The sequence below is a fragment of the Mycobacterium sp. genome (assembly GCF_032159775.1).
In the GTDB taxonomy this organism is placed as follows: domain Bacteria; phylum Actinomycetota; class Actinomycetes; order Mycobacteriales; family Mycobacteriaceae; genus Mycobacterium.
Genome location: NZ_JAVHWK010000131.1, coordinates 1 through 21,540, shown reverse-complemented (window position 1 = coordinate 21,540; position 21,540 = coordinate 1). Strand labels below are relative to the sequence as shown.

Sequence of the window (21,540 nt, the reverse complement as noted above, 5' to 3'; positions counted from 1 at the left end):
CGAAATCACTCGGCGGCGGCGGCGGCGCGGCGGGCATCGCGGCCCGTCTTGAGCAGGCTGACCACCGTCGTGACGGTCAGCGTCGCGACGATGAACAACAGCGACGTGACGATTCCGATCTCGGGCAGATGGAACGAGCCCAGGTGGTCGAGGCGGGAGTGGTGCAGAGCCTCGACGATGAGCTTGATCCCGATGAAGCCGAGCACGACGGCCAGTCCCTTGCTGAGGTAGACGACCTTCTCCAGGAGCCCGCCGATCAGGAAGTACAACTGCCGCAGACCCATCAGCGCCAGCGCGTTGGCAGTGAAGATGATGTACGCGTCGTTCGTCAGCCCGAAGATCGCCGGTATCGAGTCCAGCGCGAACACGACGTTGGCAATGCCGATCGCGGCGATGACGATGACCAGCGGGGTGAACATGCGCCGCTTGTCGACACGGGTGAGGAGCTTGCGTCCGTCGTAGTCGTCGGTGAGCGGGAGGATGCGATGCAGGAACCGCAAGACGGGGTTCTTGTGGACGTCCGGCTCGTCGTCGGGATCCTCGAGCGCCAACTGGATCGCCGTATAGACCAGGAAGCCGCCCAGAATGTAGAACACCCAACTCCAGGCCGCAATCGCCGCGGCGCCGGCGAAGATGAACACGGCACGGAGTACCAGCGACAGCACGATGCCGATGTAGAGCACCTTGTCCTCGGCCAACTCGGGCACTCCGAACCGGGCCATGATGATCATGAACACGAACAGGTTGTCCACGCTCAGGCTGTACTCGGTGATGTAGCCGGCGACGAACTCCTGCCCACTGGAGCCCGGCGCGAAGACGAAGAGCCCGACGGCGAACACCGCCGCGAGGCCGATGTACACGAGGACCCAACGGACGGCGTCCTTGGTGGTGACCGTGCGCTGTCGCCTGCCGATGACCGCCAGGTCGATGACCATGATCGCGACCAGCACCACGACGGTGATGATCCAAATCAAAGGGGATACGGCTGAAATCACGGTCGACCTCCGGACGGCATGACGCAACGGCCCGAAGGTCTCTTCCGCCTCTGGCACTCGCCAGAGACCGGCACCGCCGGGTCGGCCGTGGGGCCTTCCGTGATGACGACGAGTGCCGCGGAGGAATACTCCCCTTCACGAACATGCAGAACTATAGTCCGCGTTCCAGAACTTGTCGCGTCCCAAGGCGCCCTAGAAGCGGAACGTCGTCTGCCCGTGCGGTGACTTCGCGAACGCAAGCACTTTGCCGGGTGGCACGCGGAAGACATGCGCGATGTGACTCTCGCCGCCTTCGTCGGAGTGGCTGAAGCCGTCGTCGGTCGGCGTGTAATCCCAGTCGCCGTGGTACTTTTCGCGGATGGTGTCGGCGAGTTTGGTCAACCTGTCGATACCGGTGACCCGTTGCGCGTTGCCTTCGACGACCACATCGAGCCCGTCGTTCCATGTGTTGACACCTGTCGTGACGGCCACCGCCGTGTTGCGGTTGAGGTTCTGCGCCTTCTGCTCTTCGGGGCCGGTGCAGAACACGAAGGCGCCGTCCACCCACGCCCCGACGAGCGGGGTGATGTGCGGTCGTGCGTCGGCGCGCACGGTGGTCAGCCAGTAGAGCTCGGCGGACGCGAGCGCGTCGCTGACTCGCTGCCAGCCGACGGCTTCGGAGGCTTCGCTGAACCGGGTATCGAGCTTTCCCTTGATCGCCATACCCATACCGACCCTGCGCAGGCGCCCGATTCATCGCGAAACGGAATTCCAGCACCAGAAGTGCGAGAAGGGCGGTGCTGGAATTCCGTTTCGCGGAGGTTCATAGACTCTGCGGGTGAGTAGAAGCCCACTGCGGCGGCTGACCGACGAGCTGGTGCTGGCCAGCATGCGACCACCGATCGCTCCGCAGTTGATGTCCCGCCGGGCCGGCCAGCGCGACATCGACCTCGACGGCAAGCGCATCCTGATCACCGGCGCATCGTCGGGCATCGGTGAGGCGGCAGCTATCAAGTTCGCCCGCCTTGGCGCCACCGTCGTCATCGTCGCCCGCCGTAGGGACCTGTTGGACGACGTCGCCGACCGGATCCGCGCCGACGGCGGCGACGCGCTCGCCATCGACTGCGACCTCGCCGACCTGGACGCCGTCGACGCACTCGCCGCCCGAGTGGAAAAGGAAATCGGCGGCGTGGACATTCTGGTCAACAACGCGGGCCGGTCGATCCGTCGCCCGCTGGCCGAGTCGCTGGAGCGCTGGCACGACGTCGAGCGCACGATGACCCTCAACTACTACTCGCCGCTGCGGCTGATCCGCGCCCTCGCTCCGGGCATGCTCGAACGCGGCGACGGCCACGTCATCAACGTCGCGAGCTGGGGGGTGCTGAGCGAATCCACCCCACTGTTCGCGGTTTACAACGCGTCGAAGGCGGCGTTGTCGGCGGTGAGCAGGGTCATCGAAACCGAATGGGCGCACAGCGGGGTGCATTCGACGACGCTGTACTACCCGCTGGTGGCGACTCCGATGATCGCGCCGACGAAGGCGTACACCGGGCTGCCTGCACTCACGCCCGCCGAGGCCGCCGACTGGATGGTGACCGCCGCCCGTGTTCGGCCGGTGCGCATCGCCCCGCGGATGGCCGTGACCGCCAGAGCTCTCGACACCGTCGCCCCCGGCTGGCTCAACGCGCTGATCAAGCGGCAGCGGCTACAGCCGGGCGCCTGACGCCCCTGTGCCGGATCGCGCATGGGACGTGATAAACCAGAGTCATGGAGATCCTGGCGAGCAGGATGCTCCTGCGGCCCGCCGACTATGACCGCTCGGTGCGGTTCTACCGCGACGAACTCGGCCTCGCGATCGCCCGCGACTACGGGGCGGGCACCGTCTTCTACGCGGGTCAATCACTGATCGAACTGGCCGGCCACGGGGAACCGAACGCGAGCGGCGCGCTGTGGCTGCAGGTGCGCGACGTCTACGCCACCGAGAAGGAACTGACCGACCGCGGTGTTCCCATCGCGCGCGAAGCCCGGCAAGAGCCCTGGGGCCTGCACGAGATGCATGTGGCCGATCCCGACGGCGTCATGCTGATCTTCGTGCAGGTTCCCGAGAACCATCCGCTGCGCCGCGACACAAGGAACTGACGCCGCCGGCGTGAACCAGTTCAGTGTGAGCAGTCCGCCAGTGGCCAACCGACGGAGGCCAGCCGAGCCGCGACCTGGTGGATCTCCTCCGGGTTCGGCTCCTTGGCGATCAGGTTGTGCACGGCGGTGCGGATCTCGTCCTCGCTCACGGAGTCGGTCGCGGCCGATTTCTTGAGGACCGCCTGCGCAGCCTGGACGACCTCATCCTCGGTCAACGACCGCTTCAAGAGAGCAAGCAGCGCAAAGTAGTCCTTCTGCGGCACACCCTCGGGATATCCCTGGTGCAGCCATCCGAGGACGTTGCTCAATACGCCCTGGTTTGTCTCGGTCATGTGATCTCCAGTCACTTCTTGGGCATGAACGGGAACGGATCGAAGCCGAAATGGTGGAGGATCGTCGCCCTGGTGATCCAGACGACAGCGGTGATGATCACCCACGCGACAAACACGAACAGCGCTATACCGAAGTACTTCATCGCCGGGTTGGACGAATGGGTGGTGCCGTCGGCCTCCGTGACGCCTGCCCCGTTGGAGTAGGCCACCAGTCCTCCGGCGAAGACTGCGGGCAGACCGGCGCCGAGAACGAGCCCGATGATCAGCACCTTGAAGATGCTTTCGAAGTAGGTCATCGTCTTCCTTTGTTTCAGGGATCAGCGCGGTCAGACCGCGGACGTGTCCTTGGGCTTAGTGGCTTCGCGCACTTCTGCCGGAACGACCGAGTTGGTCGTGGCGTCCCAATCGGCGTTGACGTTGCTGCTGTCGACCTTCTGCTTCTGGGCGCGCCACCAGATGTAGGAGGACAGCGCGCACAGGATGACGAAGATCAGCCCGTCACCGACGAGGTCGGAACCGGTGAGCGACTTGACGCCGTGGGAGAGCCAGTAGGACAGTGCGCCCATGATGCCTGCGGCGGGCAGCGTGATCAACCATGCGATGGCCATCCGGCCCGCAACCGCCCAACGCACCTCCGCGCCGGGCTTGCCGACGCCGCTGCCCAGGATCGAGCCCGTCGCGACGTGCGTGGTCGACAGCGCCATACCGGCGGCACTGGAGCTCAAAATGATTGCGGCCGAGGATGCTTCGGCGGCGAAGCCTTGCGGCGACTCGATTTCGACAAGACCCTTTCCGAGGGTCCGGATCACCCGCCAGCCTCCGATGTAGGTGCCGAGGCCGATGGCCAACGCGCAGCTGAAGATGATCCAGAACGGCAGGCCGTCTTTCTTCACATCGCCGGTGAGGTGGCCGGTGGTGATGAGCGCGAGCGCAATGACGCCCATCGTCTTCTGCGCGTCGTTGGTGCCGTGCGACAGCGCGACCAGCGAGGCGGTGGCGATCTGGCCCCATCGGAAGCCCTGTTCACGCCGCTTCTGCAGCACGCTGCGGGTGATCCGGTACACCAGCCAGGTGCCGCATCCGGCGACCAGGCATGCGATCAAGGGCGCGGCGATCGCCGGAATCAGCACCTTCGAGGTGACGCCGCTCCAGTTCACGCCCGCCATACCGAGTGCGGCAAGGCCGGCGCCGATCAACCCGCCGAACAGCGCGTGCGACGAGCTGGACGGAATGCCGAACAGCCAGGTGAGCAGGTTCCAGAGAATTCCGCCGATCAGGCCGGCGAAGATGATCGTCAGGCCCATGGACGCGTCGATGTTGGGGATGAGTGCGCCGGTCTTGCTGTCCTGCACCTTCAACACCGACGTGGTCACGGTGACCGCGACCTCAACCGACAGGAACGCACCGACCAGGTTGAGAACGCCTGCCAGCAGCACGGCCGTCTTGGGCTTCAATGCGCCGGTGGCGATCGACGTCGCCATCGCGTTCCCGGTGTCGTGGAAGCCGTTGGTGAAGTCGAACGCCAGTGCCGTAACGATCAGCAGCACCAGGATGATCATCTCTGCGCTCATGATTGCCAATTCTGATGGATTCTCAATGGATTTGACCAGCCGCTAGTCACCCTAAAGGCCCCTTCCGAACAGGCACTTTGCCGTATCCCGGTAGGTGTTCATTCACTGTTCACCTTCCGTCTCGGGCATGTTTGCCTGCGGCGACGACCCGGGCCGCCGAAGCGGTGTTTCCACTATCGTGCTTTCGTAGTGTCAGTTTCGGTCAGCCACGCCGTCGGGAGTGCAAAACGGTGAACAAATTTCTCACCAAGATCGTCGCGTGGATCACCGCGGGATATCCCGACGGCGTGCCTGGCCCGGACCGCGTCCCCCTGTTCGCTCTGATGAGGCAACGCCTGACCGAGGACGAGGTCAAGGCGGTCACAAAGGAATTGACGAATCGCGGCGAGTTCGACCATGTGGACATCGGGGTTTTGATCACCCAGCTCACCGACGGACTGCCCACACCCGCAGACGTCGAACGGGTCCGTGCCCGGCTGGCCGCCAAGGGCTGGCCGCTCGACGATCCCCGGGATGCCGAGGAGACGGAATAGCCGTCCTCCGCCCCGTCCCCGTGCCGCCAGGACCGGCGGCATTGTCGGTGCTGCCCATCGTGGAGTCAGTGTTGGCCGGCGAGTCCGCGATGCTGCCCGTTCCCGCCGACGATGACCGCCAAACCCGTTTGCTGACAACCTCATTGAGGGCCGGCGAAGAAATCGACGACGATGTTGCGGTCGTCGTCTCGACGTCGGGAACCACAGGCCATCCGAAGGGCGCGATGCTCACCGGCGCCGCGCTGACAGCCAGCGCGGATGCCACGCACCGGCGACTCGGCGGTCCGGGCAGGTGGCTGCTCGCGTTGCCCGCCCATCACGTCGCAGGGTTGCAGGTGTTGGTGCGCAGCGTGATTGCGGGTCGCGCGCCGGTCGCCGTTTCGCCCCGGTTCGAGGTGTCTGAACTGCCCGCGGCGGTTGCGGCGATGGGGCCCGGCCCCCGCTACGCGTCGCTGGTGGCTGCGCAACTGGACAAGGCGCTGGCGGATCCGTCGGCATGCGCTGCGCTCGCCGAACTGGACGCCATCTTGATCGGAGGCGGCCCGATGCCCCCGCGTATTGCGGAAAAGGCTGCCGCAGAACAGCTTTCGGTACACCAGACGTACGGCATGAGCGAGACGGCGGGCGGGTGCGTGTACGACGGCGTTGCGCTGGACGGAGTGCTGGTACGCATCGGTTCGGATGGTCGAATCGCCCTCGGTGGCGCCACCCTGGCCAAGGGGTACCGAAATCCGCCGGAACCGGATCCGTTCGCCGAACCCGGCTGGTTCGTCACCGATGACGTTGGCGCTCTTGATAGTTCGGGTGTGCTGCGGGTACTCGGTAGGACCGATGACGCGATCAGCACCGGCGGGCTCACCGTCTTTCCGCACCTGGTTGAGACGGCGTTGGCGTCACATCCTCGGGTGGCCGACTGCGCGGTTTTCGGCGTTCCCGACGCGACCTTGGGCCAGCGGGTGGTCGCCGCTGTGGTGGCAGCCGACGGTTACGCGCCTCCGACGCTGTCCGAACTGCGAACCCACGTCAAGACGACGCTGGACCCGACGGCCGCGCCGCGCGAGGTGCACATCGTCGATGAGCTTCCCCGACGCGGCATCGGCAAAGTGGACCGACGCAAGCTGATCGCTGAATTCGGCGACTGAGCTAGCATCGAAGAAATGATTCGTACACTTGCGGTCGCCGCAGCCGCGTCCGCCGTCCTCGCCGCGGCCGCGCCCGCCTCAGCGGATCCTGCGGACCTGGACACCACCACTTACGCGATCGGCAAGTGCTACGACCCAGGTCAGCCCGTGGAGGGACGGCCCACATCGTTCGCGTACAACTGCAACAACACCGGCGTCATACAGGACATGACCTGGAGCGCTTGGGGGGCCGACGGGGCACAGGGAACCGGCACCGACAGCTCGGTCGAGTGCCAGCCCAACTGCGCACAGGGCGCTACGCTCGTCAACCCCATCATCGTGCACGCCTGGAACCCGGTGCCGTCACGCAGTGCCGCGTGCCCGCAGGACGTGGAGTTCTACAGCGACCTGACGATCGCCTACCCGCACGGTGTGCCTCCGTGGATCAAGCCGGACACAACATGGTCTCCCGGAACCGATTTCGTCACCGTCGACGGTATGCCCGCGGTGCACTTCTCGGGCTTGACACCTACCTGCGAACCCCTGTGAGGCGCTGAGCGCTCTCAGGCGGGAACCGGCTTCAGCGGGTCGTGCCCGATCGTCATCATGCGGTGCCGCCAGGCCTCGTCACCGGCCGTCGGTGTCATGTCCGCGCTGCGGCCGCTTTCGGGGCGCGTCGTTGAGGGTGGTGGCGGGCGGTCGCACGACGTCGGTCATCGGCGCAGTGTCGCAGAAAAGGACGTCGCACAAATGAACTTCCGTCGAGCATGATGTAGCCATGCGTCGTGAAGTCACCAACGTCGAGGACCTGCGGAAGGTCGTCGGGCAGCCCAACCACTACGTCGCGAACAAGGTCGGCAGGCGCCTCTCCACCGCGCAGCAGGATTGGCTCGCGCACTCGCCGCTGTGCTTCGTGGCGACGACGGACGCGGACGGCCGCGTCGACGTGTCACCCAAGGGCGATCCGCCGGGCTTCGTGCATGTCATCGACGACGCCACGATCGCGATTCCGGAGCGGCCGGGCAACAAGCGAGTGGACGGCTACCTCAATGTGCTCCAGCGCCCTCACGTGGGCACGCTGTTTCTGATTCCGGGTCGAGGGGACACCCTGCGAATCAACGGGTCTGCACGCATTCTCGCCGACGCGGACTACTTCGACGAGATGGTGGTGCAGGGAAAGCGGCCGATCCTGGCACTGGAGATCGACGTCGAGGAAGTGTTCTTCCACTGCGCCAAAGCATTTCTACGGTCCGACACCTGGAAACCGGAGAGCTGGAATCCGACCGCTGTGCCCAGTGCCGCGCGGTTGGCCCAGGCGTTCAAGACCGACATCAGCCTCGACGAGCTGGAAAAGTACTACGCCGAGGACAACTACCGCACGATGCTGTACTAGATCTGGTTGATGCCCCCGTCGACCGGAATGTCGGCACCGGTGGTGAATCTAGCCGGTCGGTATGAGGGACACCATCTCGTCGGCGGCGGCCTTCAGCTGTGCGGGCTTGGCGCCGCCCTTGTGCAGCGCCTCCTGGCCGCGCATGAAGGCGAGAAGCGTGCCCGCCAGCGCCTGAGGGTTCTGCCTGGCGTCAACGGTTCCGTCACGCTGCGCTTCCTTGATGCACGCGACGAGTTCGTCGCGCCACGTCGTGTACGCGAGCTCGACCTTCTTCTCGACGTCGTCGTCGGTGGCGCCGAGTTCGGCGGCGCTCTTGGCAATCAGGCAGCCGCGCCTGTCCTTGTCTGCGACAAGCGCTTTGGCCTGCAGCCGGATGTGACCGGCAAGCCGTACGTAGGCGCTGCGTTTCGGGTTGCGCAGGCTGGCGCGGACCTCGTCGAGTGACGACGAGATGTAGTCGTCCAGTGCCCGCAGGTAGAGCGTGTGCTTGTCGCCGAACGCGCCGTAGAGGCTTCCTTTACCGAGCCCGGTGGCGGCAGTCAGGTCGTCAACCGACGTCGCGGCATAGCCACGCTCCCAGAACTCATCGCGGGCAGCCGCGACGACCTCGTGCTCATCAAATGTCCGGGGACGCGCCACACCAATACAATACGTCCGTTCTGGAACGAATATTCCGAATCACTTGACGAGCACCGCCCGCGTGTAGAGCAGCTGGAAACCCTGCCGTTGCACGTTCTGCTGAGATTTCGAACCCGGCGCCGTGGTGACGACGGCGATGTCACAGCCGGCCGCGGCGGCGTCGGCGAGGCGGGTCGACAGCAGCGCGGACTGCACGCCCTGCCTGCGAAACTCCGGTGCCGTTGCGGCGCCGACCAGTTGCGCGACCCCGTTGGTAATGCGCAAGCCGCCACCGCCTGCAACGACTCCGTCCCGCAACGCGAGATATGTCCGCGCGCCCGCCGCGACGAGGTCGCGTTCGGCCCGCTCGACGATTTCGAGGGGAAAGTCCTCGTGGGTGGCGACTCCTTGCTCGTCGGGGTGGGCGAAGCCCGCGACCACCACCTCGAGCCAATCGTCGAGCTCATCCTCTCCGCTCATGCGAATGTCGATCGCGTCGAACACCGGCGGCTTCGCGGAGGCGTTCAGCGACCTGCCGAGTACGTTCTCGAACGCGACGAGCCGGTAGCCCCGGCCGGTCAGCATCGCGCCGATCTCGGGATCGGCCAGATTGGTCAGCTCCACCTGGGTGGAGGCGCCACGGGTGGCGTACGCCCCTTCGATCTCCCCGATGAGGTCGTCGCTCGGCAACCCGCCGAAGCCGAGGCCGACGACCTTGTTGAACGGTGCGCCGGCCTCGCCAAAGCACGCGAACCCCCCTGCGACAGGTATGACGAAAGCGAGGTGGGGGTGGCGTCGAAGCGCCGCATCCGTGCCCGCGGCGATCAGCTGCGCCTCAGCCGACTCGATGCGCGCGGCGAGTTCGGTGCTGCAGAAGAGGGGTTCGGTCACGGCACCCATGAAACACCGTGGCAGTTATCCACCCCCTACCCTGGCGGTCGTGCCCAAGCTGCAGATAGGTCGCAGGGAGTCGGTGGCGGTCGGTGGCGCGGTGCTCCTGCTGGTGGCGGCCTTCGTCGTCCCGCACCTACACCTGGGCACCGTCACACCGCTGATCGACGCCACCCCGGAACGCTTCCGCGATTTCGCGGGAACCGCTCCGATCTTCGGGTGGTGGAAGGCCCATGTCGGGTGGGGTACCGGTCCGGCGATCCTGATCGGTGTCGCCGCGGTGCTGTGGGGGCCGAGCCTCGCGCAGCGGCTGCCGTGGCGCGCCGTGACGCTCACGGTGTGGGCGACGTCCTGCTTGTGGGCCTTCTCGCTGGCGATGATCGACGGCTGGCAGCGCGGCTTCGCGGGCCGGCTCACCGCGCGCCACGAGTATCTGCGCCAGGTGCCAACCATCACCGACATACCCGCCGCGCTCAGCAGCTTCTCCCGCAGAATCCTCGACTACCAACCCGATTCGTGGATCACGCACGTGTCCGGCCATCCGCCGGGCGCGCTGCTGACGTTCGTGTGGCTGGACCGTATCGGCCTTGGCGGCGGCGCGTGGGCCGGGTTGCTGTGCCTGCTGGTCGGGTCCAGCGCGGCGACCGCGATCATCGTTGCGGTCCGCGCGGTGGCCGACGAAGAGGCGGCGCGGCTTGCTGCACCGTTTGTCGCGGTGGCGCCGACGGCCATCTGGGTCGCGGTCTCGGCCGACGGGTATTTCGCGGGCGTGGCCGCGTGGGGCATCGCCCTGCTGGCGCTGGCCGCCAGACAGAAGGTGCGAGTACCGCTGCTGGTCGCAGGCGGCGCCGGAGTGTTGTTGGGCTGGGCGATCTTCCTCAACTACGGCCTCGCGCTCATCGCGTTCCTGGCGCTAGCAGTGCTGATCACCGCCGTCGACTGGCAATCGGCATTACGCACACTCGTGCCCGCCGCCGTGATGGCGGGGTTCGTCGTCGGCGCGTTCTTCGCCTTCGGCTTCTGGTGGTTCGACGGCTACCACCTTGTGCAAGAACGCTATTGGCAGGGCATCGCCCTTGACCGGCCTTTCCAGTATTGGTCGTGGGCCAACTTCGCGTCGGTGGTGTGTGCGATCGGGCTGGGCAGCGTGGCAGGCATCGGCCGGGCACTCAACATAGCGGCCATCCGTAAGAATCCGGGTCTGCACGTGCTGGTTCTCGGCGCGCTGCTGGCGATCGTCTGCGCCGACTTGAGCATGCTGAGCAAGGCCGAAACCGAACGCATCTGGCTGCCGTTCACGATGTGGCTGACCGCGGCGCCCGCCCTGCTCCCCCCGCAGTCACACCGCTTCTGGCTGTCCCTCAACGTGATCGGAGCTCTCACGGTGAACAGTTTCATTCTGACGAACTGGTAACACTCTGGCCCATATCGGACACTCACCACGAGTAACCGATGTGGAATGGAGTGATGACGGTGGACGACGAACCCAGCCGGCCGCCGCCGGCGGACTTCCGCCGCGAACTTCCCCGTTGGCGCAGCCCGCTGCGCGGGCTCTGGCTGACATCGATGTTCGGCTCGGTGCTGCTGGTGGTTCTGCCCGTCGTGATCCTCACCGGCCTGCTGTCCTATATCGCCTACGGACCGCAGTTCGGGCAGGCCATCCCCGGCGATGTGGGATGGCTGAAGCTACCGACCTTCGACTGGCCGGCCGAGCCGGCGTGGATCTACCGACTCAACCAGGGCTTGCACGTCGGGCTCGGCCTGATCCTGATACCCGTGGTGCTCGCGAAGCTGTGGTCGGTCATCCCCCGGCTCTTCGCCTTCCCGCCGGCACGATCGATCGCGCAACTGCTGGAACGCATTTCACTGCTGATGCTGGTCGGCGGGATTCTGTTCGAGATCATCACCGGCGTCCTCAACATCCAGTACGACTACATCTTCGGGTTCAGTTTCTACACCGCCCACTACTACGGCGCCTGGGTCTTCATCGCCGGCTTCGTGGTTCACATCACGATCAAGATTCCCAGGATGTGGACCGGTCTGCGGTCGATGTCGATGCGGGAGGTATTGCGCACCAACCGTGCAGAGACCGTGCCCGAGCCCTACGAACAAGACGGTCTGGTGGCCGAGAACCCCGCAGCTGCGACGATCAGCAGGCGGGGAGCGCTCGCACTGGTCGGGGGCGGGGCGGTTTTCATGGCGGTCATCACCGCGGGACAGACGCTCGGCGGATTCACCCGGCACGCCGCGCTGCTGCTTCCGCGCGGCCGGACGCGTGGCGACGGGCCCAACGACTTCCAGGTGAACCGGACCGCGTGGGCGGCGGGAATCACGCCGGACGCCACCGGTGAACAGTGGCGCCTCACGCTGACCGGCGGGCCGACGAAGGTGGTGATCGACCGCGCAGCCTTGACCGCGATGCCGCAGCACACGGCCCGGCTGCCGATCGCCTGCGTCGAAGGTTGGTCGACCACCGAGACCTGGTCCGGCGTACAGCTGGCCGAGTTGGCGCGACGTGCCGGTGTACCGAACCCGACGTCGGCGTTCGTGCGATCCGTTGAACGCCGCGGCGGGTTCAACCGTGCGACCCTGCAGGCGAATCAGGTGATCCACCCGGATTCCCTTCTGGCGCTGCGCGTCAACGACGCTGACCTGTCACCCGATCACGGCTATCCGGCGCGGATCATCGTCCCCGGCCTGCCTGGCGTTCACAACACCAAGTGGGTCGCCTCCATCGACTTCAGGACGGGCTGACCCATGCGCCCGGTGCTGAACCGATTCCGCACGGTGTACGGTTCGAATCCGCTTCACCTGCTGACACTCGTCGCGGGTTTCGCGCTGTTCGGTTACGTCGTGGCGACCATCAAGCCGACGACGCTGTGGAACACCAACACCTGGTGGCAGTCGATCCTGGTCTGGTTCGCGGCGGCCATCATCGCTCACGACCTCGTGTTGTTCCCCGTCTACTCGCTGATCGATCGGCTCTTGGTGACAGGCAGTCGATTACGGCCGCGCGCGAAGGCATCGGTATCGGCGCTGAACTACGTTCGGATACCCGCGATGGGAGCAGGGTTGACGCTGCTGGTTTTCCTTCCGGGAATCATCGAGCAGGGGGCGCCGGCGTATACCGCAGCCACCGGACAGAATCAGGAGCCGTTTTTGGGCCGTTGGCTGATGTTGACCGCGGTGATGTTCGCCGTCAGCGCCGTGCTGTACGGGGTCAGGTTGGCCGTAGCGCGCCGAGTCAAGACAATGTCAGACTAGCGACGACGCGTCCATGGATGGGGTGAATTCCGGTCAGGGACAAGCCCGCTTCTTCGGCGAGTTGGGCCGCGCAGTCGATCCCCACCGAGGCCCAGCGGAACCACGGACCGATTGTTCGCGACGATTCGAGCCGCACCCAACCGGTGCGGATACCGGTCACCACGGATTCGAACTCGACGACGCAATGCCCGCCACGCTTGAGCAACTCGGCGGACCGCCGAAGGACACGAAGCGGGTCACCGCCCAGCCCGACATTGCCGTCGGCAAGCAGCACCGTCTGCCAGCGGCCGGTACCGGGCAGGGGTTCGAAAACGTCCCGACGAAGCACCGGCGCCCCGCTGCGGCGCGCCATCCCGACGGCCGTCGCAGACTGATCGACTCCCAGCGCCGGAACACCCCGTCGAACGAGCTCAGTCACCAAACGTCCCGGACCGCAACCCAAGTCGATTGTCGGACCCTTGCACAACGTCAACACGGCGAGATCGAAGTCGCTGTCGGCATGCCTGCCACCAAGCCACTTCCGCACCGGGAGATGTCGAACTTCGCCGTCGTCGTGGCGGACCCAACACCGCTCACCGCCCAGAGCCCTGTCGTAGAGATTCCCCAGCATCTACAGCCCCGCAGCCTTGATCGCGTGAATGAAACGACTATCCGGTGCGCACTCGGCTCGAACGACATCCACGTCGTCGACGGTGTCGACGTCCGACAGCTCGGCCACCAGAGACACAGTTAAGCCGTTGTCGCGCAGCGCTTCCAACGTGGCGGGTCCAGTGTCCGAGCGCGACGTCGGAATGGTGTTCAGGCACTGGGCCATGGCCGGGTCCGTTACCCCGAGCAGCCACCAACCACCGTCGCGGGCCAGGCCGAAGACGACATCGGTCTGGAGCAGAGCTTGCGCACAATCGGCGAGCAGAGTCGCGGTCACCTGCGGCGTGTCGGAGGCGATCAACACCACCGGTCGGTCGGCCGCCGTCGCCGCCGCGTCTGCGATCGCATTGGCCAATCGCGCCGAGAAGTCGTCGCCACGCTGCTCGACAACGATTAAATCGGCCAAGCGAGAACGGATTTGGCGGCTGCCGCTGGCCTTCCCGACATCGCCGGTCAAGGCCACGACCTTATTCGCGACGGGCGTCGCATCGACGGCGTCGAGGGTGTCCAGCAACGTGGCGGCGGCGATGTCCGCCGCTGCCTGATCGCCGACACTAGCGGCCAGCCGGGTTTTCGCCTGGCCGGCAACCGGCGCCTTCGTGATCACGGCCAGGGTCACAGGTATCACGAGATCGCCCGCCAAAAGTCCAGCCCTGCATGGATACTGCCGCGCAGCGATCCGCTGACCTTGGACTTCCCGCCGGTGCGCGGACCGTAGAGCACATCGCGTTCGACGACCGTCCAGCCCGCCTCCGCCGCCCGGACCATCAGCTCAACCGGGTAGCCGGTTCTGCGATCGGTGATGCCCAGCGCGAGCAATGGGTCGCGGCGCGCGACCCGCATCGGGGCGATGTCGTGCACGGGCAGCCCGTATCGGGTGCGTAGGCGCCAACACACCGCCGCTGTGCCCAGCCGCGCGTGCCAAGGCCAGCGCAACCCTGGCGCGGGGCGTCGTCGGCCGATCGCCATGTCGGCGCCGCGGTCGAGCTCGCCCACCAAAGCGGGGAGCTCGGCGGGGTCCAGTGATCCGTCGGCGTCGACGACCGCCACGATCGGCGTCGTCGCCGCCTCCACGCCGGCGTGCACAGCCGATCCGTACCCGGGGCGTCGTTCGGTGACCACGTCGGCGCCGTGGCGACGGGCCACCTCGGCGGTGTCGTCGGTGCTGTTGTTGTCGACCACAAGTGCCCTGTACCCGGTTGGCAGGGCCGCGAGCACCCCCGGCAAAGAGGCGGACTCGTTGAGACAGGGCAGCACCACTGTCACGGGTCCGTCGGCCATAGGTACCGACGCTAGGCCAGGTACAACGCGGGCACCAATGCCAACGGTGACAAAAGCGTGACATCAGTGCTGGTAGCAGCGGCTACACAGCTAGCCTGAGAGGTAATGACACGGGTGATGATTGCCGACGACGACAACGTCGTCCGCGATGTCGTGCGCCGATACCTGGAACGCGACGGTCTCGAAGTCGCAATCGCACGCGATGGCAACGAGGCGCTACGGCTACTTGGCACGCAGCGAATCGACGTTGCGGTCCTCGATGTGATGATGCCCGGCCCCGACGGCCTGGCGCTGTGCCGCAGCCTCCGCCAGCGAGGCGACTACACGCTGCCGGTGATCCTGCTGACCGCACTCGGCGAGGAGGATGACCGGATCGCGGGGCTCGAGGCGGGTGCCGACGATTATCTGACGAAGCCCTTCAGCCCGCGTGAACTCGCGCTTCGGGTGCGCTCCCTGCTGCGAAGGGCTCCGACGCCGATGGGGGCATCCCCTGTCGATCTGACAGCTGGAGAGCTGACCGTCTCCACCGCATCGCGTTCGGCGACCGTCAGGGGCGAGCCGGTCAGCCTGACCAACCGCGAGTTCGAGCTGCTGCTGTTCTTCATGACCCACGTCGACATTGTGTTCTCGCGCGAGGAGCTCCTCAAGCAGGTGTGGCGGTGGGACTTCGGCGATCTGTCCACGGTGACCGTGCACGTCAAGCGGCTGCGGTCGAAGCTCGGCGACCAACACCGCGTGCAGACGGTGTGGGGCCGCGGCTACCTGTGGAGCAGTAGTGCCGGCGGCTGACTTCTGGGAAATCATCGGGTGGGCATTGGCCTGTTCGGTCCCGGTAGTGCTGGCAGGTGCGCTCATCATCCGGTTGGCCCGGTCATGGTCGCTGGCTGTCAGCATGGTCGCGCTAGTGTTGATCCCGACCATCGCGACGTTCACCGGGGTTATCGGCGCCAGCGGCTTCATGATCACCGAGACGTTCGAGAGCACCGCCGTCGTGCTGGTCATCGTGTCGATCGTGACGATCCCCGCTGCAATCATGATGGCCCGCTACCAAGCCCGCAGGACCGTGTGGGAGCAGGAGATCCGCGATTCGGAGCGCGCCGCCGAGGTATCGCGGCGACGGCTGGTCGCCTTCGTCAGCCACGACCTGCGCACCCCGCTTGCCGGGATCCGCGCCGTCTCCGAGGCCATCGCCGATGGTGTGGTGCCCAACGAGGAGGTCCGCGCACACGCCAAACACATCGAACAGGAATCAATCCGGCTCTCTGACATGGTCGACGACCTGTTCGAGATGTCGAAGATCAACGCGGGCGCGATTCAGCCCGCTTTCGACAAGGTGGCCCTCGACGAGGTCGTCGACGACGTCATGGCCGCGCACCGCATCGCGGCGGAACGCGCCGGGGTCGTGCTGACCGCTGACCTGCCCACCGAACCGGTTCGGGTGGTCGGCAGCGACCGTGCCCTGGTGCGGGTGCTGTCCAATCTGGTGGCCAATGCGATCGCGCACACGCCAGAGGGCGGCAAGGTCGAGCTGGCGCTGGGTTGCGACGAGAACGGCGCGTGGGCGCGCGTCGACGACACCGGGGTCGGTATCGATGAGGCCGACCTGCCCAGGGTGTTCGACGTGGCCTACCGGGGGTCGAACGACCGGGTGCCACGAACGGACGCGTCGTTGCCAAGCGGCTCGGGGCTCGGCCTTGCCATCGCTGCCGGGCTCGTGCAGGCACACCGCGGCACGCTGTCGGCACGCAATCTGGATACCGGCGCGCGGTTCGAGGTGCGGCTGCCACTGGCCGTCGACTGACCTAGTTGCGATTGTCGGCCGTTAGTCGTCGCACAGCAGATAGTTCTCCGGGTGGTGGTAGTCGTTGACACGCGCTTGCCCGGAATCAAGTTGCGGCGGTGGGATCCATTCGACGCGACCGTCTGCCCGTATTCGAGTCACCCAGCCCGCCTTTTCGACGAGGCGATTATGGGGAGGGCAAGCGAGGACTACTTCGTCGACATTGGTTTGGCCACCGCGCGCCCAGCCTCGCTTGGCGTGATGGACTTGGCAGCCATAGCCGGGCACTGTGCAACCGGGGAAGGTGCAGCCGCGGTCGCGCGCATGCAGGATGATACGTTGGCCGCGCGAGGCGAGCCGTTTGGTACGGCCGAGGTAGAGGGGCTCTCGCGTGTGCTCCTCGAAGATCACCAGATAGTGGTACGCGTGGCTCGCCATCCGAATGACATCCGACATCGGGAGTAGAGATCCGCTGGCGGTAATACCATGTCCCGCAGCCGATTCGAGCTCCTTGAGAGTCGTGGAGACGACGATGGTGGCGGGCAATCCATTGTGCTGACCCAGTTGCCCCGACGCCAACATTGCACGGCCCATTGCAGTGAGTGCATCGTGATTGCGTTGAGGCTGGGTTCGAAGATCGGTTTGCGAGGCAGCGTCTGGTGGTTGCTCATCAACACAGGGCTTGATGTCGTCAGGATTGCACATCCCGGGGGCCGCCGTTTTGGCCAGGACGGCTTCCATCGTCGCGCGGCCCTCGGGGTCGAACAGTCCGTGGAATGGGGTCATTCCGTCGGCTCGCTGCTTGCCGATGGTAAAAAATCGGCGCCGCGCCCGGTCGGCGTCGGTGGGAACGGGGCCGTCCTGGTCGAGCACGTAAGCCAGTCGATCGGCGGCCCTGCGTAGTTCGGCGGGACCGAATTCAGTGGCGAGCCGACCCAGATCTTTTTCGGCTTCTTCGCGGGTCTGATAATCGATAGCATCGGGCAACTTTGAAAAGAACTTGCGGATCACTTCGATGTGCTCGGCTCCCACCAGCCCGGCCGCCTGAGCGGTCGCGACCGTCGGTAGCACCGGGTCGAGTAGATCACCCGACAGCGCGGTGCGCCGACCCAGCTCGTCTGCTTCGGAGATGCGTTGCTTTGCCATGCTCTTGCTGATTCGCAGTCCCGTGGCCAGCGCCTCGGCGAGGCTGGCGGCGCCGAGCGCTTCGGGAGCAGGCTCGGCGGCGAGCTGGTTGATCAGCGGATGTTCGACAGCGGGCAGGCGACGACGATGAGTTTCTAGTCGAGCAAGGAGCCTCTGCCTTTCGCAGGCCGTGATGGCGTCGAAGGACAACTCGGCAACCGCCTCGAACGCCGCGTCGAGGTCGGCGAACGCCGCCTCGATGTCTTCACGGCAAGAACTCATACATCGAACATTAGTTCGAGACACCGACAATCCAGATACGGTCGGCGATCGCTGCAGTGGATGCGACGGAAGTGGTTTTGCGGCCGCGATAACGTCGAGTTACGCCCCGATGAGCATGTCATCTGACCGGCGGCTTCACGCCTGACTATTGTATTTGAGAGATCGTTCAACTATCTTCGAGCTCAGCTAAATGGAGGTTCTCAATGACTGCTGCCGATTCCCGCAAGGCGCTGCGCAAGTTCAAGTTCGAACGACAGGTCGGTCGCACGATCGTCAATCCGCTGGTCGGCGCGCTGGACAAGATCGGCATCCGCGCCTCGTCGACCGTCGAGCTGGAGACCACCGGCGCCAAGACCGGTCAGCCGCGCCGCGTGCCGCTCACCGGTCGTGCCGACGACGGCGGCGTCTGGGTGATCTCCCAGCACGGCAAGCGGGCCGGCTGGGCGCACAACATCACGGCCAACCCGAAGGTTCGCGTCCGCGTCGACGACGAATGGCGCGATGGCACAGCGGCATTCGTGCCCGACGACGATGTCGTGGCGCGAGCCCGCAGCTTCGGCGGTAAGAGCAAGGTCAGCCAGTCTGCGACGCTGCTCGGAATGCGCGCCCTGCAGAGCGACCCCATCTCGGTGCGCATCACGTTCGACTGATCGCGACAATGGGTGCGTGCAAATTCGAATCGTCGGTACAGACCTGCCCGGCCGCGACTGCCCGCCGGGCCACAACTTCCCCGGCTACACGAACGTGCATGTCGCGGTGCAGAGCAAGAAGCGTCCGCCCGAGCTGCTGGATTTGCAGCCCGGCGACGCAACCGAGGTGACCTGGACCGTCGACTGCGAGGTGATCGGCTCCGATGTGCGCGGACCGCACATCCAGGGCCGGCCCGGCGATCGGTTCATCTACCTCAACTGGGGCAGCGTCGACGGCGACGGCCGAATGGATATGTTCCGACGGGCCAAGCTGATGCTCGACGACGTGCCTGCCGAGGTGCTCGCGCAGGCGGCCAAGACCGGGCTGCTCATCGGCCGACTCGGGCTCACCGACGCCAAGGGTCAACCACAGTGCGCGTCGGTGCGGCCACCGCTCATCGATTGGTCAGTCGGGTAGCGAGTTGCTCAGCCGCTCGGTTGCGGCGAGATAGTCCTCGATGAACTCGCGGACGACTTCGCGTGCGGGCTTGACCTTGTTCATCAAGCCGACGCCCTGCCCGACGAAATAGGTCGCCAGCGCCTGTGCACCCGGATGTCCCTGCGACGCAAGCACATCCACTCGACGGATGATCGGCTCGCAGAGCATCGACTGCAGCGGAAGCGGCAGCGTCTCGTGGCCGCCGTCGTTCGGCTTCCAGGCGTCTGTCCATTCCGACTTCAGTTGACGCGCAGGCTTTCCCGTCCGCCCCGTCGAACGTATCGTGTCGCGCGACGTGGCAGCCAGGAACTTGTCCTTGGTGTGGGGGGCGGTCTCGGCCTCCTCGGTGGTCAACCACACCGATCCCGTCCATGCCCCGTCGGCGCCCATTGCAACGGCGGCCGCCATCTGCCTGCCGGTGACGATTCCGCCTGCAGCCAGCACGGGCACCGCCCCGTCGATGGCCTCGATCACCTCGGGGATCAGGACCATTGTCGTGACCTCGCCGCAGTGGCCGCCAGCCTCAGTGCCTTGCGCGACAATGAGATCCACGCCTGCCGCGACCTGTTTGACCGCATGCTCCTTGGCGCCGACGAGCGCCGCGACGGGGATGCCGCGTTCCTTGCCCGCGTCGATCATGTAGTCCGGCGGCACCCCCAACGCGTTGGCGATCAACTTGATCGGATGGCTCATCGCCGCCTCGAGCAGTTCACGGCCCGTAGTGCCGGCCAGCGACGAGCCTCCGATGAACGGCTTGGCGTCAGACTCGATGTCGTGCTTCGCGAGCAGGTCGGCGACGAAGCCACGCACCTCGTCCGGAATCCGAGCGGCGAGATCTGACGAACTGACCTTCTCGCCCTTGCCCTCGAACTTGGTGGGCACGATCAAGTCGAGGCCGTACGGCTTGCCGCCGACCTGTTCGTCGATCCACCTCAGTTCCTGGTCGAGTTGTTCGGGGGTGAACGCCGTTCCGCCGAGCACGCCGAATCCGCCGGCGTTGGTCACCGCCGCGACCACATCGCGGCAGTGGCTGAAGGCGAAGAGCGGGAAATCGATGCCGAACTGTTCACAGATCGCGGGCTTCACCCGTTCAGTATCACTACCGCACGTTTGCTTCTGACAAGAACCTGCCGACCTCGTCGAGCAGGCGGTCGCCACCGACAAGCTCAGGGTCATTGTGACCGGTGCCAGGCACAAGCAGATAGCGCTTCGGGTCTGGCGCGGCGACGTACAGCTTCTTGCTCAGCGACTCGGGGACGACGTCGTCACGGTCACCGGCGATCACCATGACCGGCGTCGACAACGACCCGATCCGGTCGATCGACGGGAAGCGGTCGACGAGCAGGCGCCCGACCGGCAGCCAGGGGTAGTGCACCTTCGCGACGTCGGCCAGCGACGTGAACGGCGAGCGGAGCACCAGCGCGGCGGGCGGGCGCTCGGTGGCAAGGCCGACGGCGACCGCGGCGCCGAGTGACTCGCCGAAATAGACGATCCGGTCAGGGTTCACCTCGGGCTGCTTCGCAAGCCAGGCCTGAGCCGCCCGCGCGTCGGCGGCCAGGCCCTTCTCCGACGGGCTGCCGGGGTTGCCACCGTATCCGCGGTAGTCGAATAGCAGAACCGACAAGCCCAGACGGGCGAGGCCTTCAGCTAGCAGCGCACGCCCGGCCCGGTCTCCCCCGTTACCGTTGAAGACGACGACACCCGGTCCGCCTTTGCCACCGACGGCTGGGAGATACCAAGCGCCCAAGCGCTTTCCGTCCTCGGTGTGCAGGACGACGTCGCTACCGCCGGGAAGATGCGTCGACGCGGACGGCACAGGTTCCCGCGTCGGAAAGTAGATCAGCCGTCGCTGCTGCGTCTGGATCGCGACAATGAGTGCGGAAGCCACCAGCGTGACGATAAGCGCCGCGCCGAGAATCCGCCGCTGTCTACGAGCCGTTCTTCGCGCCTGTGAGGCCGCCGGTCACCTTGTTGACCGCGTCCTTGACCTGATCGGTGAAGTTCTTCAGGCCATTGGCACCCGTTGCCGCCGAACTGCTCGAATTCTTGTTGCCCGTTCCGGGCAGCACCGGCACGAACATGTTCGGGCTGTTGGGTTTGGCCGTGTTCGCCGAGACTGACTGGTTTGTGAGCGACGGCAACGACGGCAGCGATGAGATGCCCGGCAGCTTGCCTGCTTCGCCGAGGGGCTTGGTGACGAAGTTGGTCGGGTTAGTGATGTCTTGAATCGCTGTAGTAGCACCTGTGGCCGCCCCTGCCGGAACCGATGCCGGCACGCCGCCCAACGCCGATAGCGACGAACCCGGCTTCATCGGCCTGGTCACGGTCGGATCCTTCGGAATCGCCGGGTCAGTCGCCGTGCCTTTGCCGTCTGCGTAACCCGCATCCACTAGCTCCGTCAGGGTCGGATCGATAGCGTTGGCAAGAATGTCACCGCCAGGAATCAGCCTTAGCGGCCTG

General features: G+C 65.8%; 26 protein-coding genes and 1 pseudogene. 13 read left to right on the top strand and 14 right to left on the bottom strand.

Annotation, left to right across the window (positions count from 1 at the left end; genetic code table 11):
* Window positions 1-5: 5 nt before the first annotated feature.
* Both QOJ24_RS16725 and QOJ24_RS16720 read right to left on the bottom strand, forming a co-directional pair.
* A complete protein-coding gene (locus QOJ24_RS16725) occupies window positions 6-995 on the bottom strand; it encodes a TerC/Alx family metal homeostasis membrane protein (protein WP_526263146.1) in 990 nt (329 codons plus the stop codon).
* A 192-nt stretch (window positions 996-1,187) separates the two neighbouring features.
* A complete protein-coding gene (locus QOJ24_RS16720; protein ID WP_526263144.1) occupies window positions 1,188-1,697 on the bottom strand; it encodes a pyridoxamine 5'-phosphate oxidase family protein in 510 nt (169 codons plus the stop codon).
* Window positions 1,698-1,812: 115 nt separating this feature from the next.
* On the opposite strand from QOJ24_RS16720, the gene QOJ24_RS16715 reads away from it, so the two are divergent.
* A complete protein-coding gene (locus QOJ24_RS16715) occupies window positions 1,813-2,697 on the top strand; it encodes an SDR family oxidoreductase (RefSeq protein ID WP_526263142.1) in 885 nt (294 codons plus the stop codon).
* A gap of 44 nt (window positions 2,698-2,741) precedes the next feature.
* The gene (locus QOJ24_RS16710) at window positions 2,742-3,113 is read left to right on the top strand and encodes a VOC family protein (protein ID WP_526263140.1); all 372 of its coding nucleotides are present in this window, start codon (window positions 2,742-2,744) and stop codon (window positions 3,111-3,113) included.
* A gap of 20 nt (window positions 3,114-3,133) precedes the next feature.
* Here QOJ24_RS16710 and QOJ24_RS16705 read toward each other — a convergent pair whose 3' ends face one another.
* From QOJ24_RS16705 to QOJ24_RS16695, 3 genes are read right to left on the bottom strand one after another with little or no spacing between them, the layout of a single operon-like run.
* Window positions 3,134-3,445 (bottom strand): DUF3349 domain-containing protein, encoded by a 312-nt coding sequence (locus QOJ24_RS16705; RefSeq protein ID WP_526263138.1) that lies wholly within the window; start codon window positions 3,443-3,445, stop codon window positions 3,134-3,136.
* An 11-nt stretch (window positions 3,446-3,456) separates the two neighbouring features.
* Window positions 3,457-3,741, bottom strand: coding sequence for a hypothetical protein (locus QOJ24_RS16700; RefSeq protein WP_526263136.1), 285 nt, complete (start codon window positions 3,739-3,741; stop codon window positions 3,457-3,459).
* Window positions 3,742-3,771: 30 nt separating this feature from the next.
* Window positions 3,772-5,016 carry an inorganic phosphate transporter gene (locus tag QOJ24_RS16695; protein WP_526263134.1) on the bottom strand — a complete coding sequence of 415 codons (1,245 nt, stop codon included), beginning with the start codon at window positions 5,014-5,016 and terminating at the stop codon, window positions 3,772-3,774.
* A 230-nt stretch (window positions 5,017-5,246) separates the two neighbouring features.
* On the opposite strand from QOJ24_RS16695, the gene QOJ24_RS16690 reads away from it, so the two are divergent.
* The 4 genes from QOJ24_RS16690 to QOJ24_RS16675 all read left to right on the top strand — a co-directional run bounded on the left by QOJ24_RS16690 (window position 5,247) and on the right by QOJ24_RS16675 (window position 8,063).
* Entirely contained in the window at window positions 5,247-5,549 is a 303-nt protein-coding gene (locus QOJ24_RS16690; RefSeq protein ID WP_526263132.1) for a DUF3349 domain-containing protein, read from the top strand.
* 20 nt (window positions 5,550-5,569) lie between these two features.
* Window positions 5,570-6,691, top strand: coding sequence for an o-succinylbenzoate--CoA ligase (gene menE, locus QOJ24_RS16685; RefSeq protein ID WP_526263130.1), 1,122 nt, complete (start codon window positions 5,570-5,572; stop codon window positions 6,689-6,691).
* A gap of 15 nt (window positions 6,692-6,706) precedes the next feature.
* Window positions 6,707-7,219, top strand: a complete 513-nt coding sequence (locus tag QOJ24_RS16680; RefSeq protein ID WP_526263128.1) for a hypothetical protein — start codon at window positions 6,707-6,709, stop codon at window positions 7,217-7,219.
* A gap of 229 nt (window positions 7,220-7,448) precedes the next feature.
* Entirely contained in the window at window positions 7,449-8,063 is a 615-nt protein-coding gene (locus QOJ24_RS16675; RefSeq protein ID WP_526263127.1) for a pyridoxamine 5'-phosphate oxidase family protein, read from the top strand.
* A 48-nt stretch (window positions 8,064-8,111) separates the two neighbouring features.
* Here QOJ24_RS16675 and QOJ24_RS16670 read toward each other — a convergent pair whose 3' ends face one another.
* Both QOJ24_RS16670 and QOJ24_RS16665 read right to left on the bottom strand, forming a co-directional pair.
* Window positions 8,112-8,702, bottom strand: a complete 591-nt coding sequence (locus tag QOJ24_RS16670; protein WP_526263125.1) for a TetR/AcrR family transcriptional regulator — start codon at window positions 8,700-8,702, stop codon at window positions 8,112-8,114.
* A gap of 39 nt (window positions 8,703-8,741) precedes the next feature.
* Window positions 8,742-9,581: a GNAT family N-acetyltransferase gene (locus QOJ24_RS16665; RefSeq protein ID WP_526263123.1), complete on the bottom strand. Its 840-nt coding sequence runs from the start codon at window positions 9,579-9,581 to the stop codon at window positions 8,742-8,744.
* Window positions 9,582-9,630: 49 nt separating this feature from the next.
* On the opposite strand from QOJ24_RS16665, the gene QOJ24_RS16660 reads away from it, so the two are divergent.
* Genes QOJ24_RS16660 through QOJ24_RS16650 form a run of 3 tightly spaced genes read left to right on the top strand, consistent with a single transcriptional unit; the run spans window position 9,631 to window position 12,836 of the window.
* Window positions 9,631-10,986 carry a hypothetical protein gene (locus QOJ24_RS16660; protein ID WP_526263197.1) on the top strand — a complete coding sequence of 452 codons (1,356 nt, stop codon included), beginning with the start codon at window positions 9,631-9,633 and terminating at the stop codon, window positions 10,984-10,986.
* 53 nt (window positions 10,987-11,039) lie between these two features.
* The gene (locus tag QOJ24_RS16655; RefSeq protein WP_526263121.1) at window positions 11,040-12,326 is read left to right on the top strand and encodes a molybdopterin-dependent oxidoreductase; all 1,287 of its coding nucleotides are present in this window, start codon (window positions 11,040-11,042) and stop codon (window positions 12,324-12,326) included.
* 3 nt (window positions 12,327-12,329) lie between these two features.
* Entirely contained in the window at window positions 12,330-12,836 is a 507-nt protein-coding gene (locus QOJ24_RS16650) for a hypothetical protein (protein WP_526263119.1), read from the top strand.
* Here QOJ24_RS16650 and QOJ24_RS16645 read toward each other — a convergent pair.
* Genes QOJ24_RS16645 through QOJ24_RS16635 form a run of 3 tightly spaced genes read right to left on the bottom strand, consistent with a single transcriptional unit; the run spans window position 12,817 to window position 14,765 of the window.
* Window positions 12,817-13,446, bottom strand: coding sequence for a methyltransferase domain-containing protein (locus QOJ24_RS16645; RefSeq protein WP_526263117.1), 630 nt, complete (start codon window positions 13,444-13,446; stop codon window positions 12,817-12,819). The genes QOJ24_RS16650 and QOJ24_RS16645 overlap by 20 nt on opposite strands.
* Window positions 13,447-14,112: a TIGR04282 family arsenosugar biosynthesis glycosyltransferase gene (locus QOJ24_RS16640; RefSeq protein WP_526263195.1), complete on the bottom strand. Its 666-nt coding sequence runs from the start codon at window positions 14,110-14,112 to the stop codon at window positions 13,447-13,449.
* Window positions 14,109-14,765 carry a glycosyltransferase family 2 protein gene (locus tag QOJ24_RS16635; RefSeq protein WP_526263115.1) on the bottom strand — a complete coding sequence of 219 codons (657 nt, stop codon included), beginning with the start codon at window positions 14,763-14,765 and terminating at the stop codon, window positions 14,109-14,111. The genes QOJ24_RS16640 and QOJ24_RS16635 overlap by 4 nt, the downstream gene beginning before the upstream one ends.
* 105 nt (window positions 14,766-14,870) lie before the next feature.
* Here QOJ24_RS16635 and QOJ24_RS16630 point away from each other — a divergent pair, with 105 nt between their 5' ends.
* Complete coding sequence (locus QOJ24_RS16630) at window positions 14,871-15,554, top strand: response regulator transcription factor (protein WP_526263113.1); 684 nt, start codon at window positions 14,871-14,873, stop codon at window positions 15,552-15,554.
* A complete protein-coding gene (locus tag QOJ24_RS16625) occupies window positions 15,541-16,566 on the top strand; it encodes a sensor histidine kinase (RefSeq protein WP_526263111.1) in 1,026 nt (341 codons plus the stop codon). The genes QOJ24_RS16630 and QOJ24_RS16625 overlap by 14 nt, the downstream gene beginning before the upstream one ends.
* A 21-nt stretch (window positions 16,567-16,587) precedes the next feature.
* Here the strand turns inward: QOJ24_RS16625 and QOJ24_RS16620 are convergent, their stop codons facing one another.
* Entirely contained in the window at window positions 16,588-17,952 is a 1,365-nt protein-coding gene (locus QOJ24_RS16620) for an HNH endonuclease signature motif containing protein (protein WP_526263109.1), read from the bottom strand.
* A gap of 203 nt (window positions 17,953-18,155) precedes the next feature.
* Between QOJ24_RS16620 and QOJ24_RS16615 the strand changes: the two genes are divergently transcribed.
* Together QOJ24_RS16615 and QOJ24_RS16610 are read left to right on the top strand one after the other, a co-directional pair.
* A complete protein-coding gene (locus QOJ24_RS16615) occupies window positions 18,156-18,602 on the top strand; it encodes a nitroreductase family deazaflavin-dependent oxidoreductase (protein WP_526263107.1) in 447 nt (148 codons plus the stop codon).
* A gap of 16 nt (window positions 18,603-18,618) precedes the next feature.
* The gene (locus tag QOJ24_RS16610) at window positions 18,619-19,059 is read left to right on the top strand and encodes a DUF5990 family protein (protein ID WP_526263105.1); all 441 of its coding nucleotides are present in this window, start codon (window positions 18,619-18,621) and stop codon (window positions 19,057-19,059) included.
* On the opposite strand, the gene QOJ24_RS16605 is transcribed toward QOJ24_RS16610, so the two are convergent.
* The 3 genes and pseudogenes from QOJ24_RS16605 to QOJ24_RS16595 form a co-directional block, all read right to left on the bottom strand.
* The gene (locus tag QOJ24_RS16605; RefSeq protein WP_526263103.1) at window positions 19,048-20,166 is read right to left on the bottom strand and encodes an NAD(P)H-dependent flavin oxidoreductase; all 1,119 of its coding nucleotides are present in this window, start codon (window positions 20,164-20,166) and stop codon (window positions 19,048-19,050) included. The two genes, QOJ24_RS16610 and QOJ24_RS16605, sit on opposite strands and share 12 nt — an antisense overlap.
* Before the next feature lie 13 nt (window positions 20,167-20,179).
* A complete protein-coding gene (locus QOJ24_RS16600) occupies window positions 20,180-20,968 on the bottom strand; it encodes an alpha/beta hydrolase (RefSeq protein WP_526263101.1) in 789 nt (262 codons plus the stop codon).
* A gap of 40 nt (window positions 20,969-21,008) precedes the next feature.
* A pseudogene (locus tag QOJ24_RS16595) lies at window positions 21,009-21,540 on the bottom strand (PE-PPE domain-containing protein); the annotation flags it as partial.

Excerpts from the sequence above, each read along its gene's own strand:
- QOJ24_RS16665 (WP_526263123.1), bottom strand. The coding sequence starts at position 9,581 with ATGGGTGCCGTGACCGAACCCCTCTTCTGCAGCACCGAACTCGCCGCG.
- QOJ24_RS16720 (WP_526263144.1), bottom strand. The coding sequence starts at position 1,697 with ATGGCGATCAAGGGAAAGCTCGATACCCGGTTCAGCGAAGCCTCCGAA.
- QOJ24_RS16705 (WP_526263138.1), bottom strand. The coding sequence starts at position 3,445 with ATGACCGAGACAAACCAGGGCGTATTGAGCAACGTCCTCGGATGGCTG.
- QOJ24_RS16695 (WP_526263134.1), bottom strand. The coding sequence starts at position 5,016 with ATGAGCGCAGAGATGATCATCCTGGTGCTGCTGATCGTTACGGCACTG.
- QOJ24_RS16635 (WP_526263115.1), bottom strand. The coding sequence starts at position 14,765 with ATGGCCGACGGACCCGTGACAGTGGTGCTGCCCTGTCTCAACGAGTCC.
- QOJ24_RS16710 (WP_526263140.1), top strand. The coding sequence starts at position 2,742 with ATGGAGATCCTGGCGAGCAGGATGCTCCTGCGGCCCGCCGACTATGAC.
- QOJ24_RS16630 (WP_526263113.1), top strand. The coding sequence starts at position 14,871 with ATGACACGGGTGATGATTGCCGACGACGACAACGTCGTCCGCGATGTC.
- QOJ24_RS16680 (WP_526263128.1), top strand. The coding sequence starts at position 6,707 with ATGATTCGTACACTTGCGGTCGCCGCAGCCGCGTCCGCCGTCCTCGCC.
- QOJ24_RS16650 (WP_526263119.1), top strand. The coding sequence starts at position 12,330 with ATGCGCCCGGTGCTGAACCGATTCCGCACGGTGTACGGTTCGAATCCG.
- QOJ24_RS16645 (WP_526263117.1), bottom strand. The coding sequence starts at position 13,446 with ATGCTGGGGAATCTCTACGACAGGGCTCTGGGCGGTGAGCGGTGTTGG.
- QOJ24_RS16675 (WP_526263127.1), top strand. The coding sequence starts at position 7,449 with ATGCGTCGTGAAGTCACCAACGTCGAGGACCTGCGGAAGGTCGTCGGG.
- QOJ24_RS16655 (WP_526263121.1), top strand. The coding sequence starts at position 11,040 with ATGACGGTGGACGACGAACCCAGCCGGCCGCCGCCGGCGGACTTCCGC.
- QOJ24_RS16700 (WP_526263136.1), bottom strand. The coding sequence starts at position 3,741 with ATGACCTACTTCGAAAGCATCTTCAAGGTGCTGATCATCGGGCTCGTT.
- QOJ24_RS16620 (WP_526263109.1), bottom strand. The coding sequence starts at position 17,952 with ATGAGTTCTTGCCGTGAAGACATCGAGGCGGCGTTCGCCGACCTCGAC.
- QOJ24_RS16615 (WP_526263107.1), top strand. The coding sequence starts at position 18,156 with ATGACTGCTGCCGATTCCCGCAAGGCGCTGCGCAAGTTCAAGTTCGAA.